This is a genomic window from uncultured Photobacterium sp., assembly GCF_947502415.1.
GTDB lineage: Bacteria > Pseudomonadota > Gammaproteobacteria > Enterobacterales > Vibrionaceae > Photobacterium.
The window spans coordinates 71,697-90,845 of record NZ_CANMZV010000019.1; the positions used below are offsets into that span (position 1 = coordinate 71,697).

Consider the following 19,149-nt stretch of genomic DNA (forward strand, 5'->3'; position numbering starts at 1 on the left):
ATGAAAATGGGGCTGGATCATACCAAGATCACAGCCCGATTGCACAGGAGCGTGTCTGCTATCGCTATCATCCCGTTGCTATCCGTGCAATGGCCATTAACGCTGAAAAGCGCTCACCTGATCGCAATAACAATCACTCGCATCTATTTAAGGAGCCTAAAAAGGCTCTTTCTTGCCTAGTTTTCAAGCAAACGACCTTTTGTGAGCGCAAACGAATGTTCGTTCGCTCATTTATGTGTAACAGATCAAATAATACCCGCAATAAAAGTGGCATATTTATTCCCATAAGAAAGGGAATTTACACAGTTCCTAAGATACTGACCAATAACGATAAGCGAAAACGAACATGAAAAGTTGGTTTGAAACAGATGTTGTGATTATCGGCGGTGGTGCCACGGGTACTGGCATTATGCGCGACTGTGCACTACGAGGCATTCCATGCATTCTGGTCGAAAGGGATGATCTTGCGTCGGGAACAACCGGACGTAACCACGGTTTACTTCACTCAGGCGCCCGCTATGCGGTTACTGATCGGGAATCAGCCGAAGAGTGTATTCAAGAAAACCGTATATTGAAAAATATCGCCCGCCACTGCGTCGAAGATACGCAAGGACTCTTTATCTCGCTGCCTGATGACGATCTCAATTTTCAGAAAGACTTTATTACAGCTTGTCAGGCCGCAGATATCGATGTTGAGCAATTAACACCTCAGGAAGCACTTCGTTTAGAACCAAACTGTAACCCAGACCTGATAGGTGCGGTAAAAGTACCGGACGGAACACTGGATCCGTTCCGCCTTTCCTCTTCTAACGTACTCGATGCTGTCGAACACGGTGCCCGGCTGTTCAACCACACCATGGTGACTGGCTTGATCCGAGACGGCCACACCGTTCGCGGCGTTAACTGCCTGAACTTAAAAACTGGCGAACACTTTGAAATTCGTGCCAAACAGGTCGTCAATGCTGCCGGGATCTGGGGACAGCAAATTTGCGAATACGGTGACTTGAATATCAAAATGTTCCCGGCCAAAGGATCACTGTTAATCCTCGACTACCGGATTAACAACCTGGTGATCAACCGCTGCCGCAAGCCATCAGATGCTGATATCCTGGTACCGGGCGATACCATTTCCCTTATCGGTACCACCTCTGAGCGTATCGACTATGACAAGATCGACGATCTTCAGGTCACCAGCAAAGAAATCGACGTCCTACTTGAAGAAGGTACTAAACTGGCGCCAATTATGGCCAATACACGAGTCCTGCGTGCCTATGCCGGGGTTCGTCCGCTTGTAGCCGTCGATGGTGACACCAGCGGCCGTAATATCAGTCGCGGTATTGTTCTTCTTGATCATGCTGAGCGTGACGGTATGGACGGCTTTGTCACCATCACCGGCGGTAAGTTGATGACCTACCGAATGATGGCTGAGTGGGCAACGGATCTGGTTGCTAAGAAACTGGGGAACAGCCAGCGCTGTATCACCCATGAGAAACCACTTCCTGGTTCAGAGCAAGCATCAGAGAAAACCAAACACACAGCAAGCCTGGCGAAACCTGTCTATCAATCAGCTTACTACCGGCATGGTGAACGGGCTGAAAAATTTCTTCAAGGTGACAAAAAGAGCCAAGCCGTAATCTGTGAATGTGAAATGGTTACCTGCGGCGAAGTTGAATATGCCATCAAAGAGCTGGATGTCCACAACCTGATTGACCTTCGCCGCCGTACTCGCGTCGGTATGGGACCATGCCAGGGCGAACTTTGCTCATACCGGGCAGCCGGCCTCTTCTCAGAATATGGCAAAACATCCGGCACCGAAGCCAGCCACCTGCTCAGCGACTTCCTTGAAGAGCGTTGGAAAGGTATCAAACCTGTTTTCTGGGGCGATGCTATGCGCGAAGGGGAGTTTACTTACTGGATTTACGAAGGATTATTTGGTGTCAGTGATCTACCTGAACAACAAGTACCGTCACCTGAAAACCAAAACATAAAAACAACAACTGAAGCAGCAGACGAGGTCGCACAATGAAATTTGATAGCTTAATTATTGGCGGTGGCGTTGCCGGCCTAAGTTGTGCGATCCGCTGTGCCGAAGCCGGACTCAAAACTGCTGTGATTGCTGCAGGTCAAAGTGCCCTGCACTTTTCATCCGGCTCTATCGATATTCTAAGCCATCTGCCTGACGGCCAGCCGGTAACCAACCCGTTCGCTGCTTTCGAAGATCTGAAGCAACATAGCCCGGATCATCCCTACAGCAAACTTGGCAAGGAAGTTGTCTGCAAAGCCATTAACTGGTATCAGGCTACGATGGAAAAACGCGGTGTGTACCTGACAGGGCAAGAAGATGGCTCGAACCATTACCGTATCACCCCTATGGGTACATTCCGTTCAACAGGTTTGTCACAACAAACAGTACACCAGTTTCCACAAACGGAGCTCGCCGCTGGCCTGGGTAAAATTGCCCTGGTCACTATTGATGGCTTCCGTGATTTCCAACCTCAGTTGGCTGCTGATAACCTGGCAAAACTGCCACAATTCAAGGATGTTGCAATAACAACGGCTGCCGTAGAGCTGCCTGATTTTGACAAAATGCAACGTAACCCTTGTGAGTTCCGCTCGATTGATATCTCTCGCGTATTACGTGATGAAACGAAGCTTCATACCTTTGCCAAGTCACTAATACAGAAAGTCGGCAAAGCCGATTTGGTTGTATTGCCTTCAATATTCGGCAATGGTGATGGAGCAGCAACCATCAAGCTACTGGAAGGCCTGACCGGATTCAAAATTTGTGAAATTCCGACCATGCCACCGTCTCTGCTTGGGATCCGTCTGGAAGAAGCAATGAAGTCACACTTCAAAATGCTCGGTGGGCTGATCCTTTCCGGGGACGAAGTACTACGAGGCGAATTCGAGGATGGAAAACTCACACGTATCTATACCCGTCATCACCATGACATGCCATTAACTGCCGATCATTACCTGATTGCAACCGGTAGCTTCTTTAGCCGTGGCATGGCGGCGGAACGACACAAAATAGAAGAACCGGTCTTCGGTCTGGACATGACAACTCCTGTGCACCGTGATAGCTGGTATCAACCAGAATTCTTTGCCAAGCAAAGTCATCCATTTATGAAAATGGGCGTCCGCTGCAACGAGCAACTACAACCATCCATTGCCAATCAGACAATCAGCAATCTCTATTGCGCGGGCGCCCTACTCGCCCATTATGATCCTGTCTTCGAAGGTTGTGGCAGTGGCGTGGCAATCAGCACAGGCTATTACGTGGCCGAGCAAATGATTGCGGCTCAACAGCGACACCAGACCCAAGAGAACAAACAACAAGAAAGGACTTTCGCATGAGCCTTCCACAAAAAGACACTAGCTTTGACCAATGTATCAAGTGCACCGTTTGCACCGTGTACTGTCCGGTGGCAAAAGCTAACCCGGAATATCCAGGTCCAAAGCAATGTGGCCCAGACGGCGAACGCCTACGGATCAAAAGCCCGGAATTCTATGATGAAACCCTGAAGCTATGTACCAACTGCAAACGCTGTGAAACGGCTTGCCCATCAGGCGTAAAAATTGGCGACATGATTGCTTCTGCGCGTTCAGAACACGCTAAGATTCCATTGAATATCAAAACAATCCGAGACTTCGTCATCAGTCATACCGACTTAATGGGTTCAGCTGCGACACCGTTTGCACCTATCGTCAATGCTGTAACCGGCCTAAAACCCGTTAAGAAAATCATGCATAAAACCATTGGTGTGCATGATCATAAAACACTGCCGAAATATTCTCACGGAACATTCCGCCGCTGGTACAAACAAAATTGCACCAGCCAGGCACTGTATCCACAACAGGTTCATTACTTCCACGGCTGTTACGTAAATTACAATAACCCGCAGTTAGGAAAAGATTTTGTCAGAGTGATGAACTCAATGAGTATCGGCGTCCAGTTGCTAGATAAAGAAAAATGCTGCGGTGTACCTTTGATCGCGAACGGCTTCTTTGACAAAGCGAAAAAGAATGCCCGCCTCAACATCAAAAAATTTGGTGAAGCGATAGAAAAATACGATGCACCGATTGTATCGACATCATCAACTTGCTCTTTCACCCTACGCGAAGAATACCCAAGTGTCCTGAAAGTCGACAACAGCCAGGTAGCAGACAAAATTGAATATGTTACCCGCTACTTGCTGAAAACCTTCATGAATGGCAGAAAGCCTAAAATGAAGCCAATCAACAAGAAAGTGGTTTACCATACGCCGTGTCACCTTGAGCGAACAGGTGGCAGCCTGTATACCATTGAGCTACTGAAAATGATCCCGGGGCTTGAGGTGGAAGTTTTGGATAGCCAGTGCTGCGGCCTTGCCGGCACATACGGCTTCAAAACTGAAAACTACGATACCTCAATGGCTATCGGTGAAAGCTTATTTAAACAGATCCGTCAGTCCAAAGCTGACTTCGCCATTACTGACTGTGAAACCTGTAAATGGCAGATTGAAGAGAACACCGACCTTGAGACCATCCACCCTATCTCATTACTGGCGATGACAATCGAATAATCCACTGAGGGCCTAAGGGCCCTCTTTTTTCATCTCTCTGATTAACTCACGCTTCTATTCCCTACCAACTCAATAATAACTAATAGGAAAATGTAATTTTATAAATAATTCATTTTGAAATTACTCAATTAGCAATTGAGATTCTATAGTTATCCATGTGTCAAAAGAAAAGCCGTCAAAAGTGTAAAGAATACCAAGCTGAATAATAATCTGTCCTATCAGCGAGAATGAAAAGGCACAGATACAAGGCACTTGATTGTAGGTGTATTCATATCCATCAAAATTAAGTAACACAGTAGCTGTACCTTTAAAACTCGCCCTTCGGGAGCGTTTCAGTCGCTCGATAACGGCCCCAAATTGCTTTGATGTAGAGCCAACTATATTTTCATCAATTTAGGTTGTTCTCAAACGTCTAAAAACGCTCTGATTGGATCAAATTATTGTTCAGTTTGGTATAAAACAAGGCAAAGTCACTTTCAGTTGGCAACCTGCCAAGGTATTGGCAGGTGTACTGTACGGGGACATCAGGATGATCTTTCAATAGCTGAAGTGCTCAGTAGCTATCGCTGAAATTTTGCTATTACGGCATTACTTGAAATGGTTACTGAACACGAAACAGAATTAATTGCGATTCCATTCACCCAAGAGGTGTACCTCGATATTGCCATAGCCTGGCGAAAAAATGGGTACTTGTTGATCGCCGACCGGGCCTTTATGGAATTTGTAAAACCCCACGTCAGTAATTGATGATTTACTGAATAAAATAATGGTTTTCTGAAAGTTAAGAAAGAAAATAGCTATCGGATATGATCATAATCCATTCGTTGGAAGTATCTCCCAAACTTATGTTTTAACACTGAAAACACAAACCTGAAAATCAAATTTAGCAACACCGCAGCACACCGATAACCCTCAAATAAAAATCCTGTTTCAGATCATAAACACAATCATTTCATCTCGTTAAATACAGTGTTTTCCGGTAAATTTCACCGGAAACAATGTGTAAGAAAGTATTTTGATTTGATACACATTTTTGCTTTTTTTGTCTTATTTTATGGTTTGAGAGGACTTTTCCATGTTGGAACTATTAATTGGTCTTCTGGTCGCTGTGGGTGTAGGTCGATACATTTTCAAAGGATACACAGCAACCGGAGTACTACTAACTGGCGGTATCATTCTACTGGCTATTACAGCCGCGCTAGGTAAAAGCGTTTTGCCGACCGGCGTAACTTCAACCGGCAACGCAGCCACAGACGTATTCGAATACATCAAATACCTGCTTAGCTATCGTGCCGGTGGCCTGGGCATGATGATCATGGTACTTTGTGGTTTCGCAACTTACATGACCAAAATCGGTGCCAACGATATGGTTGTTAAAATGGCCTCCAAGCCATTGCAATTTATCAAATCACCTTATGTTCTGATGGTTGCAGCCTACTTTGTAGCTTGCCTCATGTCACTGGCAGTAGCATCGGCTACCGGCCTGGGCGTACTTCTGATGGCAACCTTGTTCCCTGTTATGGTTAACATGGGCATCAGCCGTGGCGCTGCCGCTGCGATCTGTGCATCACCGGCCGCCATCATTCTTTCTCCGACTTCAGGCGACGTGATTATCGCAGCTGAATCTGCTGGTATGGAGCTAATTGACTTTGCCTTCAAAACAACACTGCCTATCTCAATCGTTGCAATTATTGGTATGGCTGCTGCTCACTTCTTCTGGCAGCGCTACCTTGATGATAAAGAAGGTGTCGTACACGAAAAACTGGATGTCAGCGAACTGAATGTCGATGCTCCTAAATTCTTCTGTATCCTGCCTTTCACACCTATCATCGGCGTATTATTATTCAGCGGTAAACTTCTGCCAGAACTGCATATTGTTACGATTCTGGTTATCTGTATGTTCCTAACTGCAATAATCGAGCTGATCCGCCACCGTACTGCCAATGCAGTATTTGATGGTTTGGACGCAGCTTACAAAGGTATGGCTGAAGCCTTTTCTAGCGTAGTTATGCTGTTGATTGCTGCTGGTATCTTTGCACAGGGTCTGAAATCAGTCGGATTTATCGACAACCTGCTGCACCTTGCTGAAGTAGCCGGTGCTGGTGGTATCTTCCTGATGATCCTACTAGTTGCAATTACCACTCTTGCAGCCATTACAACAGGTTCAGGTAACGCACCATTCTATGCATTCGTTGAATTGATCCCGAGCCTAGCCGCCAAAATGGGCATCAACCCAGCTTATCTGGTTGTCCCTATGCTTCAGGCATCAAACCTTGGCCGTACCGTATCACCGGTATCTGGTGTTGTGGTTGCATGTTCTGGTATGGCAAAACTATCACCGTTTGAAGTTGTAAAACGTACATCAGTACCAGTCTTTGTTGGTGTGGCCATCGTTATTATTGCTACACAAATAACGGTTCCAGTATAAAGAACACAGCAACATGTAGTATAAGCCCACATCATGTGGGCTTTTTATTTTTACAGCCGATTAAAAATCGGCAAGCGGCTAATTTATAAAAGACACTAAATATATGAATATCTAATTATCACCTTATATCAGCCACTCTTTCTGCAAAAGTAATATGTATCGAAATTACACGCCTCAGCAAATAATCCCCAAACGAATGAGAACCAAGCTTTCGATCTAGAATCAAAACCTATGAATCACCTGCAACCACGATTTAGCCCCCAAACCATCAGCAGCGACTAACATTCATGTATTCGACAAGAGAAATTGATGTATTACAGTACGAACATGGTAAACTCATGCCCTTTTTGTAGCCTAGTGCTTTCGTCAAAGTCGCAGCAACAAATAAAAAGAATAACTGCTACTTTTTACCTGTACCCACCTCTTGTGGACTTGGGAAAGTAGGCACTCAAACGCACCACTTACGCGTACTAGATGTTATCGGCAGGGGCAAACCTGACATTAATAACGAAATGTCCCTTTATGCCTCTTAAAGTGAGCAAGCAACTGTAAGCAAATGACTTTACAAAAAATTAATGAATACCCAAAATACTGGGCAGAGTGCTATGGCACTGCACCGTTCCTCCCTACCTCTCGTGAGGAAATGGATGCGTTAGGCTGGGATAGCTGTGACATTGTTATCGTTACCGGTGATGCATATGTTGACCACCCAAGCTTTGGTATGGCGATCATTGGTCGCCTGCTGGAATCACAGGGATTTCGAGTTGGGATCATCGCTCAGCCAGAATGGAGCAATAAAGATGCCTTCATGGCATTAGGCAAGCCGAACCTGTTCTACGGTATCACTGCCGGTAACATGGACTCGATGATTAACCGTTATACGGCTGACCGTAAGCTTCGCCATGACGATGCTTATACTCCGAACAATGAAGGCGGCAAACGTCCTGACCGCGCGGTTCTTGTCTACTCACAACGCTGTCGTGAAGCGTACAAAGACACCCCTATCGTACTAGGTGGCATCGAAGCCAGCTTACGTCGCCTTGCCCACTATGACTACTGGTCAGATAAAGTGCGCCGATCAGTTCTGTTTGATGCCAAAGGCGATATTCTACTATTCGGAAATGCCGAACGTGCGTTAGTTGAAGTTGCCCACCGTCTGGCTGATGGTGAAGAAATTTCTACCATGACAGATATTGCCGGTACTGCCGTGATCATGAAAGAGGTCCCTGAGGGCTATAGTGAAATCGACTCAAGCCGTATCGAAAAGCCGGGTAAAGCAATGGCAATGCCAAACCCTTATGCGACAGAATCAAACTGCGATACCAACAAATCACAGTCAACTGAGCCTGAAGCTAAACCGGTACAAATTCAGCCATCGCGCCATGATGCCAGCCATACTGCTGTGCGCCTACCTTCTTTTGAAAAGCTGCGTAATGACCGCATTTTGTATGCTCATGCCAGCCGCGTGATGCACCTGGAAGCCAATCCATATTCAGCCCGAGCCTTAATCCAGAAACATGGTGATCGCGAACTATGGATCAACAGGCCACCGATCCCGCTTTCTACAGAAGAAATGGACTTTGTTTTCGGCCTGCCTTACGCCCGAGTCCCGCACCCTTCGTACGGCAAGGCTAAGATCCCAGCCTACGATATGATCAAGACCAGTGTGAATATCATGCGTGGCTGCTTCGGTGGGTGTTCGTTCTGTTCAATCACTGAGCACGAAGGACGAATCATTCAGAACCGTTCTCACGAATCGATTCTGGGCGAACTTGAAGATATCCGGGATAAGGTTCCTGGCTTCACAGGCACTATTTCCGATCTTGGCGGCCCAACGGCCAATATGTACCGCCTCGGCTGTTCAGATCCACGAGCAGAAGCCAACTGCCGCCGACCATCTTGTATTTTCCCGGAAATATGTAAGAAGCTGAACACCGACCACAAACATACCATTGATCTCTACCGTAAAGCCCGCAAGCTAGACGGTATCAAGAAGATCATGATTGCCTCTGGTGTTCGCTACGACCTTGCAATTGAATCTCCTGAGTACATCCGTGAACTGGTAACTCACCACGTCGGCGGTTATCTGAAAATTGCGCCGGAACATACTGAAAAAGGCACCTTAGATCTGATGATGAAACCGGGCATGGGATCATATGACAGATTTAAAGAACTATTTGAAAAATACAGTAAAGAAGCAGGTAAGAAACAATACCTGATCCCTTACTTTATCTCTGCACACCCGGGTTCAACAGATGAAGACATGCTGAACCTAGCTCTGTGGCTGAAAAAAAATGACTTCCAGTGTGATCAGGTACAGAACTTTTACCCGTCACCGATGTGTAATGCCACCGCCATGTACCATTCGGAGACCAACCCGCTTAAGCGTGTGAAATACAAAAAACGTGAAGATCTCTTTGTCGCTAAAGGTGATCGCCAACGTCGCCTGCACAAGGCACTCCTTCGCTACCATGACCCATTGAACTGGCCATTAATTCGTGAAGCATTGATCAGCATGGGTAAAAAGCACCTGATCGGTGACCGACCAAACTGCCTGGTACCGGAAGAAGGCAGCGATACCGAGATGACTCCGGCTCAACGTCGTGGCTCTGGTCGCCATGGTGCTAAACGCTTTGCAACCAAACACCCGAACCAACCGGATATCCGTAAAGACGGCAAACGCCAGAATGGTAACGGTAACCGTACCGGTGGCAACAATAAGGGCAATAACCAAGCCGCCAAAGGCAAACCGGACGCAAAAAGCGGCGGTAAACCATCTGGTAACCGCAGCGGAAATAGGCAAGGCCAGTCGAACAGCAATGGCAAACCGGCTTCAACCAAACCACGTCATGCCGGCGGCAAACCTAACCGTAGCCGAGCCAAAGCAAGGTAATAACGATTTACCCTCTTAGAAACAATAAAGCCCGCAGCTAATGCGGGCTTTATTTTAGGCAGATTATCTTGGCTAACGCATCAGTTCTGTTGCCATTAAAAAAGCAACGGCGCAACCAATAATAATCCCAAGGCCAATCAACAATTTCTTCTGGGATTTCTCATCCAAAAATTTGGTCGCCAAGGAACCTAGCAGTAACAATAAAATGATAACGGCGAACTTCAACATAGCTCTACCTCAAATACTGAACTAATGGCATAACACCAGCCTACCACATATAACGACCTTAATTGGCTAATAAAATCAATTGGTAGTCAATTTTTCATTCCGGTGTATCAACCATTACCATCAGATTTCAAACATCTGATAGTTTTTCAGCTCAGGAATCGCCTGGTGCAACTGTTGCTCTTCTTCTGCCAAAGCTTGTATGGAATTACAAAGGTCCTTTGCTTTTGTCGATATTTCACCAGAACGAGATTGTACCTTTTCTTCAATACGTGCTTTCATTTCAGAAAATTTACTCTGTAGTTCAGAGAAGTTAATCTCACCACTTTTCATTTCTTGGGATAACGCAGCAAACAGCCCAGACATAGATTCGACACTGACATGCTTCATGGCCAACTCAAATTCCTGCTTCCAGTCAGTATCAACATTCTCAAACATATCTGCAGGCATCACGAATTCACCATCCTGATAGAACTTATCCTGCGCCTTCTGGCCGTAGTCATTAATTAACTCTTCAACCTTGGCAAATGAAGCCTTTGAATCAAAGCTGGAAGACACCTCATCCAAGATATCACTGCCAATCCCGACACCATAAGTCGCAATATCCGCCATCTTAGGCAGATACTCCTTAACACCATGCCTATAAGCTGCCACCGCTTTCTGTTGCATGGAATCCAGATCCAGACGTTTACCATTAATATAAACTTGGTTATTTTCATCTATCAGCATTTTAGGCTGATCATCCTGGTAGATAGATACCTGCTCACCGGCAATGTGAATTTCATTTTGCACATCAACAGGACAGCTTTGTGCATACACACTAGCCGAGCCCAGTAATAATCCGGCCACCAGCACTTTTTTCATCAGCATAATCGTTCTCTGCAAGTTTCTAACTACGACAATCCGTTTTCCTACTTTCACACTTTTAGAATTGATCTACAAGTACAGGTTTTGAAGAACATTTGTAAGCCTTTGTGACTTGAGTTTTTTGTCGTGAATAGGCACTCTGTGTACTGTCATTCATTTGTTTCGAGTTATTGTGGAAAAAGTCGCTATTTTCGTCGATGTGCAAAACATCTATTACACAGTCAAAGACACCTATGGCTGCAATTTTGATTACAACGCTTTTTGGGCCGAAGCTACGCAGGGGCGTGAAGTCGTTGCTGCTTATGCCTATGCTATTCACCGCGGCGATGAAAAACAGCGCCAATTTCAGAATATCCTTAGGGGGATAGGCTTTGAGGTCAAACTAAAGCCTTTCATCCAGCGCAGCGACGGGTCGGCAAAAGGCGACTGGGACGTAGGTATCACCTTAGACGTTATCGAGCACGCACCAGACGTAGATCGCATTATCCTGCTTTCAGGCGATGGTGATTTTGATCTGCTGGTTGATAAAGTTCAGACTAAATATAACACCAACGTTGATATTTACGGTGTGCCGGGGTTAACCGCAGGCTCTTTAATTAACACCGCCTCTTTCTTCCGTGAAATTGAAGAAACGCTGTTGCTCGGACGAAAATAATCTCTTTTCCAGAAAGCGGGAAGGCTTACGCCTTCCCGCTTTATTACGAACTCAGTTCAGAGGCTTTTACATACTGGCTTCTGGATAATGCCTTTAACTGGTTTAAAGCACCATAAACCATTTTTAATGGCACGATGACAAAGTAGACCGACGCAATAACCACCATGACCGGATCAGCATACGCTGCATATTCATCATAACCGGTATATTTCATCATCAGCGCAATAATAAAGCCGCACATCACCGCTCCGCTGATCACCGTATCCATCACCCATTGTTTAGCTTCAGCCTCAACCAATGCAGACCGGGCCTGCTTCCCCTTTTTGTTCATCACCAGAAAAGTTGCCAAACAGCCAAACACATTAATAACGCCAAAGAGTAACGCCAACCCGGTATCAACTTCACGGCCACCATCCATAATGGCGATAACAGCCGAACGAAAGGAAATACAGCACATCAAGGTGATCACAACACCTTTAAACGCTATTACCGCCGGTTCAATTTTAGCGACCGATTGCGGCGACATTGCAACATTTGGTTTATGGATATAAGCGACCGCCAGCAGGGATACCACCGTTAATGCCAGACTGATAAATGAGTAAGCACCATCGAAAACAATAACTAACGAACCCATCCACAACCCTAGCCCGATCCCCATAACGGCAAACAAAAAAGAAGACAAGGTCGAAAATTGCAGCAAACGGCGTTCAAGCTGCACATTACAAGACATATAAACCTCTACCAACCGACGTAATTTTCGCCGGAAACATTTCAACAGTGGGACTAAGTTAATGTTACCGAATATCTTTTTATTGCTACAATCACTCAGCGTTAACTTTTTCGTCGCTGGTTTCACCTAAAATCCCCAAAAACAACGAAACACCGCAGCAAACACGACCAATTTCAAGGGGAGCCTATGAAAATTAACCAAATTGAAATGTTCATTCAGACATGCCAATGCGGCTCGATTGCCGAGGCTGCCAGAAAACTCAACAAAAGCCGCACCACCTTAAGTGCAGCAATCAGTGCTTTTGAGGATGAGCTTGGGGTAAAACTGCTAAATCGCACCGGTAACACAGTACAACTAACAGACATAGGTGAAGCAATCGTCAATGATTGTGAGCGTATACTGATGGTCAGTGATGATATTAAGAACAAATGCCAATATCACCTTGACGGCGTAGAGTCTGCGTTGCGTATTGCGCGGGATGATGCGCTACCTGAATCTTTATGGCGCAAACTAGTTCAAGAATTGAATGCAAAATTTCCGGGCACCAGTATCTCAATTTATGTTGCACCACCACCGGAACTGGAACAAATGGTGCAGCAAAACATCATTGACGTTGCTTATTGCTTGTTACCTGATGAACATCAGCTTTCGCGTTCAAATCACCTTTCCCTTGGCCAGATACGAATGATGTCTGTCGCGCACAGAGAACACCCGCTGGCTCGCTTACGCAAAGTGATAAGTAGCGATTTGGAACACTATACCGAAATCGTTCTGGCTTATATTGATGATAATGGGCTTAAAGCAGTCAATCCCAAGACCAACAAATATATCGCTCTACCATTTTTTGAACATCTTCGAGATGCGGTTCTTGATGGCACGGGTTGGTCTTATGTCCCAGCTCTACTCATCAATCAACACCTCCGTAAGGGCACAATAAAGGTCCTGAAACACAGCAAAGCCATGAGCTGGCAAAGCTATGGTGAAATAGCACAGTCTGAATTACGCCGGGGAGAAGTCATTCAATGGCTTTCTGAACAACTTGAAGAATACCTGCAAAATGAGAATAGCCAGGCCTAGCAGTATCCAGTACTTCTGTTAATTCAGCTCGAAGTACTGGTCCTGCAATTGTCGTAAGCGATTGAGCAATATCGCAACGATGGCTCTCTGGCTAGCACCTACACACTATCTAAATGTTAGCTTGCTGTAATCACTTTCAGCATATTGTAACTCGTCACAATACATCAGAGTGCTGGTAAATTATTGACCACCCGCAGTAACACCTGAACGGGGTGCTTCATTTTAATATGCTCAAGTCGCTTAACCTGACTCCGGCATGAATAGCCAGTTGCCATACAACGATCCGTGTCAAACTGCTCAAGACTTGGCTGCCAGCTCAGCCCATAGATATTCTTAGACCATTCCAGCTTATCTTTTTCATGGCCAAACGTTCCGGCCATGCCACAACATCCCACAGACACTGGCTGCAAGTTAGCGCCAAAACGGGCAAAAATAGTCCCCCATTCAACCTCTGCATTCGGCAGCTTTGTTTTTTCGGTACAATGAGCAAATAAATACCAGATATCACTTTTACGCATTGGATATAACGGATGCTCCTCAAGAAGCGGAAGCAGCCATTCATGAGCCGTCAACACCTCGAAATCACCACGTTTGTCACTCAGGATTTCGTTATACTCATCGCGATAACAAAGTACCAGTGCAGGATCAACGCCGACCATAGGAATACCCAGTTCAGACAATTGATTCAGGAACTCAGCCGTATTTCGCGCAGTCTTGGCAAACTGACGTAAAAATCCCTTAATATGCTGCGCCTTACCATTGGGCTTAAACGGCACCAACATCGGTTTCTTGCCTAGCTTCTCGATCAAATAGACAAAGTCGCGAATCACATCGGCGTCATAATAAGTGGTAAACGGATCCTGTACGATCAATACATAATCCTGACGTTCTCGTTCCGATAATGCTTGAAGCCAGCGCAAATCAAAACGTGTCGAATGGTGCCCGTCGAGCCCTTCCCTCAGGGTCGGTACAGACAGGCTCGGCATATCAACATAGCCAAGCATTTTTTCTGTCAGCTTTTTCGACCACTCAGGACGCATCAATGCATTAAATGTCGCTGGCGCCTTGCCCATTAACGGCAAGTAATTCTCGACATAAGCGACCAGATAATCTTTTACCGGACGCTGATAACGACTGTAATACAGATTCATGAAGCGGGCACGGAAGCTAGGTACATCAACCTTGATCGGACACTGGCTGGCACACGCTTTACAAGCCAGACAGCCATTCATTGCTTCCATCACCTCATGTGAAAAATCGTATTCATTCTTGCCCGAGCCAAACGAATTTCGGAAACGGTCGATGATCTGTTTTACCGAAGGCGAAGTACTCATCAGCTCGGCTTCCAGCTTAATCGGATCGATCCCCTGCTCAGCCAACTGTCTTAACCACTCCCGTACTAATCCCGCACGCCCCTTTGGCGAATGGCGACGATCGGCGGTGATCTTCATCGACGGGCACATCGGTGAACTGGTATCGTAGTTAAAGCACAAGCCGTTACCATTACACTCCATGGCCTGCTTAAAGCTATCCCGAACCTTGACAGGGATCTGACGATCATAAAAACCACGCTTGATCCCATCCACCTTAACCAGCTCACCATTACTTTCTAACGGAGTGCATATTTTCCCCGGATTCATACGATTATCCGGATCAAACGCCGACTTGATACGCCTTAGCTCAGTAAACAGTTCGTCACCAAAAAAAGCCGGACCGTATTCAGAACGGTAACCTTTACCGTGTTCACCCCACATCAGGCCGCCATACTTGGCAACCAATGAAACAACCTGATCCGATATCTCCTTCATCAGCAATTCCTGATCAGGATCACACATATCCAGCGCCGGGCGAACATGAAGCACACCGGCATCAACGTGTCCGAACATGCCATAATCAAGCTGCTTAGCATCCAATAGTAGGCGGAACTCAGCAATAAAATCAGCTAGGTTCTCAGGCGGCACGCAGGTGTCTTCAGCAAAGGCGACAGGTTTCTTGCTTCCCTTCGCTGCGCCCAGCAAGCCAACCGCTTTTTTCCGCATACCATAAATTTTCTGGATACTGGCCAAGTCATCACAAACCTGATAGCCAATAATGCCGCTTTGCTCCTGTTCAATTAACTCATCTAAACGCGAACATAAGGCAGCAACCTGATGCTGATTTTCTTCCGGATCGTTGCTGGCAAACTCAACCATATTGATCCCAAGCAGGTCTTTACCAGGAACATCAGTCAGCAAATCACGGACGGTATGCCAGACAATATCTTGCTTAGCCAAATTCAGCACACGAGAGTCCACAGTCTCAACAGATAAGGCTTGAGCCTCTACCATCATCGGAGCATTGCGCAAAGCCGAATCAAAACTGTCATATTTGATGTTAACGAGGGTACGGGATTTAGGAATTGGCGTAATGTTAAGCTTTGCTTCAGCAATAAATGCTAACGAGCCCTCAGCTCCACACAACAATCGCGTGATATCAAACATCTTCAACTTATCATCGAAAACATTCTTTAAATCATATCCGGTCAGAAAACGGTTTAACGGTGGGAACTTATCAAGGATCTGCTGGCGTTTATCATGGCAAATCTGCGACGACACCTTTAGCGCTTTAACCGCCAAATCGCTCCTCTCCGGCATCACAGTGATAATGTCCACAGACAACGGCTCGGTATCCAGCAGCGAACCATCAACCATTACTGCTTTTAAAGACAATACATGATCTGACGTCTTACCGTATTTAAGTGATCCCTGCCCGGAAGCATCAGTATTAATCATTCCACCAATGGTGGCACGGTTACTGGTCGACAAATCGGGTGAGAAGAAATATCCGTACGGACGAAGAACATCATTGAGCTGATCTTTTACAACGCCGGTCTGAACTCGCACCCAGCCTTGTTCCGGATTTACTTCAAGTATTTGATTCATATGCCGGGATAGATCAACAACGACTCCCGGAGTCAGAGACTGACCATTGGTTCCTGTACCTCCGCCTCGGGCGGAGAAAGTCACCGCTTTGTAATCGGGGCGTTGACCGATCTTACCAATCAAAACAAGATCGTCGACCGAACGTGGCAAAACAACAGCCTGCGGCACTTGCTGATAAACACTATTATCAGTGGCTACAGCCAACCGACTGGCATAACTTTGTTCAATATCCCCGGCAAAACCGGCATTTTCCAAATCGTTCAGAAAAGACAGTACGACATCGTCGATACTGTTCTGGTGTGTCAGTGCAGGTAACATTGCTCTCCTTGTCCAGTATTGCCGCCGTATCCTACGACTACTGGCCTCTTATAAAACGTTTTCACTCACTTTACCTCACTACGAATATGAAACAAAGTGTGACGGAGCGCAATAGGATAATACCAACACTACAAACGCGAAGAACGTTTCATCGATAATTTTCGGGAAAGCAGCGACGAACCACCAACAAGCCAGAGCGCAGCAAAAGAAAAACCGATACATCGAATCGCCAAAACAATCAAGCTCACACTCGACTGTCCTGCCAGAAACTCAACACCGTAGTTAATTACTAAGGTTCCACCGAACATCGTACTGGAGACCAGCACCTTTTCTACCAAAGACAATGAAACATTCGCAGCAGGAAGCATTTCAACACTAACGAAAATCCCCAGCAAAAATGCAAAAATATATGCAAAAACAGGAGTAAAAGTGAAGCTGGCGGTCAAGCCAACCATCATTGTAAATAAAAGCCAGAACCATTTACTAGCAATACAGTTTTGCAATGATGTACGTGACGCTGTGTGCCAGACAATTAGCATAGACACCATAATGATACCCAGTAACACACTGACTAAAGTGTCACTGATAAAGTGCACACCATACCACACGCGGGCAAAAGCCATCATAGCAATGAATAGTAAGAAAAACGGCAGAGATAACCATTTAATAAAATTGCTTATACGCTGTGTCAGAACATGCCAGCACATCCCCCACAAAATAGTAGCTAAAAGTGTATGGAGACTTGGAAAACCATAGCCATAGGCATTAATTTGCTGTAATTCCGGCATAATATCCGAAGGACGCGGTGACGCTACCCCCAACTTAAGCGATATAGCCGTAAAAATTGCCACCAAGAGCAGCACCGCCAACTGCAGCAGAGCCTGTGGACCGTAAAAACCAGCTACGACAGCAACAAGCAAAGCAATAAAGACTGATTCTCCCGGCAGATTAACCAAATATGTAAAGTAATCAAAAGCAGTTTGGTAAGTATCCGGCAATGCCTTAATAGATTGTTGAAAATGGCGAATCCAACCCAGCTCCATACGTTGTAAAGAGCTCAGCCTTTCACTGAGATCGCTATAAATTTCAATCTCACTGTTTGGGGCTTTTTCCAGCCACCCTTGCAGTAACGGCGCATCGTCAGGATACCGGTAATCTGCCAGTGCGATTTCTCCTGGTACGGCCAGATATACCCGTTTAACTTCAACCGAAAAATGTTTGGAAAACCATGATGCAACAATAGGGTGACCAGTATGGTCCTCAAATGAGGAGACTAGAATCGGTGACTTTGACACACAACTGTAAATGGCAGCACGATCGCGGTATTGCAGTAAATCCACCACCTTAACCACAATGCCGGTTTCTTCCAGCACCTCCCGGGCTGCAGCCTCTTCAGGTGTATCGCCCTGCTCTATATATCCCCCCGGCAACGAATTTTTTTTTGTAATGACTTCAGACAGCATAATCATCTGATTATCATGACGAATTACACAAACGGCACCAACAATGCCTTTAGGTAACTCTGCATTATCCGAAGATGAATTAGCAGCCAGAGCTGGTGATACCAAACCTGCCATCAACAATAAAATAGATAACCGAACAAAAATATTTAACTGAGTCAGCACAATGAACCTTATGGACTATAATTTTGCGCGTATGATACCAACATCACATTAAGTTAGCGATTGAGAATTATTTTTAATATAACCTGTCCCCAATAAATCCATCGGTTATAAACAATTGAATGGTTTTCGTGGAAAATACCCTTCACCACAGAGTAAAACGTGAAATGAAACCAACCGAACTTGATCCTGATTACTATCTGTATAATTTCCAAACTCTGATTAACTCAGTCAGGTAACAATACCGCGATCTACTTAGCGATAACGAATCTGAATGGATCAAAATTTTCAACAACCTACCAAAAAATACTCAGATGTTATGCGTTCGCCTGCTATCAAGTAAAAGCTGTTACTTTCACCAGGAAAAACTCGCCTATCCTGAGATAGGGCTGCAGAAATACTCAACAAAAACGGCTTTATCGAAATCAGCAACCCAAGCACGTGATCTTGAACGATTCAACCTTCTCAATGAAGCATTAACACTCTTTTAAAATGTGACTTACCTCCGGTCAGAGAATTAAATATACCAGCCTGTATTGATTTCGTTACATGGCCAAAAATTTTATTTTCATAATTATTACGATTGATATTGCATTTCAAAACTGACCGCAACACCAGGGTGAGAGCATGAGTGTTTAATTTTTACCCAGTACTTTAAATCCAGCCAGTAAAACCTTGTCCAAATAGCCTGTTTCCATGGCTGCAAAACGTTGTTTTCGTGGAACGCTCGCCTTTTTAGTTTTCTCTGCGCGAAGCATATTCAACCCAATGTGGCGTGTACATGCTAAGTTTTCGGCTGCGTTGCCACGATAAATTTGACAGCCATCTTCATTCATTGCGGTATCCAA

At 45.5% G+C, this 19,149-nt stretch carries 13 protein-coding genes and 2 pseudogenes; 9 read left to right on the top strand and 6 right to left on the bottom strand.

The annotated features are described in order from the left end of the window. The first annotated feature begins 346 nt into the window (after window positions 1–346). The 6 genes and pseudogenes from glpA (at window position 347) to Q0852_RS17910 (ending at window position 9,886) form a co-directional block, all read left to right on the top strand. Window positions 347–2,026 (top strand): anaerobic glycerol-3-phosphate dehydrogenase subunit A, encoded by a 1,680-nt coding sequence (gene glpA / locus Q0852_RS17885; RefSeq protein ID WP_299020241.1) that lies wholly within the window; start codon window positions 347–349, stop codon window positions 2,024–2,026. Beyond that, window positions 2,023–3,357: a glycerol-3-phosphate dehydrogenase subunit GlpB gene (gene glpB / locus Q0852_RS17890; protein WP_299020243.1), complete on the top strand. Its 1,335-nt coding sequence runs from the start codon at window positions 2,023–2,025 to the stop codon at window positions 3,355–3,357. Before glpA ends, glpB begins: the two co-directional genes overlap by 4 nt. Further along, window positions 3,354–4,565 (top strand): anaerobic glycerol-3-phosphate dehydrogenase subunit GlpC, encoded by a 1,212-nt coding sequence (gene glpC, locus Q0852_RS17895; RefSeq protein WP_299020245.1) that lies wholly within the window; start codon window positions 3,354–3,356, stop codon window positions 4,563–4,565. Before glpB ends, glpC begins: the two co-directional genes overlap by 4 nt. A gap of 549 nt (window positions 4,566–5,114) precedes the next feature. Next, window positions 5,115–5,312 (top strand): annotated as a pseudogene (locus Q0852_RS17900) (LysR family transcriptional regulator); the annotation flags it as partial. A gap of 328 nt (window positions 5,313–5,640) precedes the next feature. Continuing rightward, complete coding sequence (gene dcuC, locus Q0852_RS17905) at window positions 5,641–6,993, top strand: anaerobic C4-dicarboxylate transporter DcuC (RefSeq protein WP_299020247.1); 1,353 nt, start codon at window positions 5,641–5,643, stop codon at window positions 6,991–6,993. Window positions 6,994–7,549: 556 nt separating this feature from the next. Then, complete coding sequence (locus Q0852_RS17910) at window positions 7,550–9,886, top strand: YgiQ family radical SAM protein (RefSeq protein WP_299020250.1); 2,337 nt, start codon at window positions 7,550–7,552, stop codon at window positions 9,884–9,886. A gap of 72 nt (window positions 9,887–9,958) precedes the next feature. Here Q0852_RS17910 and Q0852_RS17915 read toward each other — a convergent pair whose 3' ends face one another. Both Q0852_RS17915 and Q0852_RS17920 read right to left on the bottom strand, forming a co-directional pair. Continuing rightward, window positions 9,959–10,114: a hypothetical protein gene (locus Q0852_RS17915; RefSeq protein WP_299020252.1), complete on the bottom strand. Its 156-nt coding sequence runs from the start codon at window positions 10,112–10,114 to the stop codon at window positions 9,959–9,961. A gap of 120 nt (window positions 10,115–10,234) precedes the next feature. Beyond that, the gene (locus Q0852_RS17920; RefSeq protein WP_299020254.1) at window positions 10,235–10,981 is read right to left on the bottom strand and encodes a YggN family protein; all 747 of its coding nucleotides are present in this window, start codon (window positions 10,979–10,981) and stop codon (window positions 10,235–10,237) included. A gap of 169 nt (window positions 10,982–11,150) precedes the next feature. Here Q0852_RS17920 and Q0852_RS17925 point away from each other — a divergent pair, with 169 nt between their 5' ends. After that, window positions 11,151–11,633: an NYN domain-containing protein gene (locus tag Q0852_RS17925; protein ID WP_299020256.1), complete on the top strand. Its 483-nt coding sequence runs from the start codon at window positions 11,151–11,153 to the stop codon at window positions 11,631–11,633. A 43-nt stretch (window positions 11,634–11,676) separates the two neighbouring features. On the opposite strand, the gene Q0852_RS17930 is transcribed toward Q0852_RS17925, so the two are convergent. Next, window positions 11,677–12,363, bottom strand: a complete 687-nt coding sequence (locus Q0852_RS17930; protein WP_299020258.1) for a cation transporter — start codon at window positions 12,361–12,363, stop codon at window positions 11,677–11,679. Window positions 12,364–12,549: 186 nt separating this feature from the next. Here Q0852_RS17930 and Q0852_RS17935 point away from each other — a divergent pair, with 186 nt between their 5' ends. Further along, window positions 12,550–13,440, top strand: coding sequence for a LysR family transcriptional regulator (locus tag Q0852_RS17935; protein WP_299020260.1), 891 nt, complete (start codon window positions 12,550–12,552; stop codon window positions 13,438–13,440). A 164-nt stretch (window positions 13,441–13,604) separates the two neighbouring features. Here Q0852_RS17935 and Q0852_RS17940 read toward each other — a convergent pair whose 3' ends face one another. Both Q0852_RS17940 and Q0852_RS17945 read right to left on the bottom strand, forming a co-directional pair. Beyond that, window positions 13,605–16,679 carry an FAD-binding and (Fe-S)-binding domain-containing protein gene (locus Q0852_RS17940; protein WP_299020262.1) on the bottom strand — a complete coding sequence of 1,025 codons (3,075 nt, stop codon included), beginning with the start codon at window positions 16,677–16,679 and terminating at the stop codon, window positions 13,605–13,607. Between the two features lie 128 nt (window positions 16,680–16,807). Beyond that, window positions 16,808–18,304: a phosphatase PAP2 family protein gene (locus Q0852_RS17945; RefSeq protein ID WP_299020264.1), complete on the bottom strand. Its 1,497-nt coding sequence runs from the start codon at window positions 18,302–18,304 to the stop codon at window positions 16,808–16,810. Between the two features lie 248 nt (window positions 18,305–18,552). Here Q0852_RS17945 and Q0852_RS23980 point away from each other — a divergent pair. After that, window positions 18,553–18,792: pseudogene (locus Q0852_RS23980) on the top strand (hypothetical protein); the annotation flags it as partial. Between the two features lie 144 nt (window positions 18,793–18,936). Here Q0852_RS23980 and Q0852_RS17950 read toward each other — a convergent pair. After that, the coding region (locus tag Q0852_RS17950) for a transposase (RefSeq protein ID WP_367278167.1) at window positions 18,937–19,149 on the bottom strand (213 nt) is incomplete at its 5' end.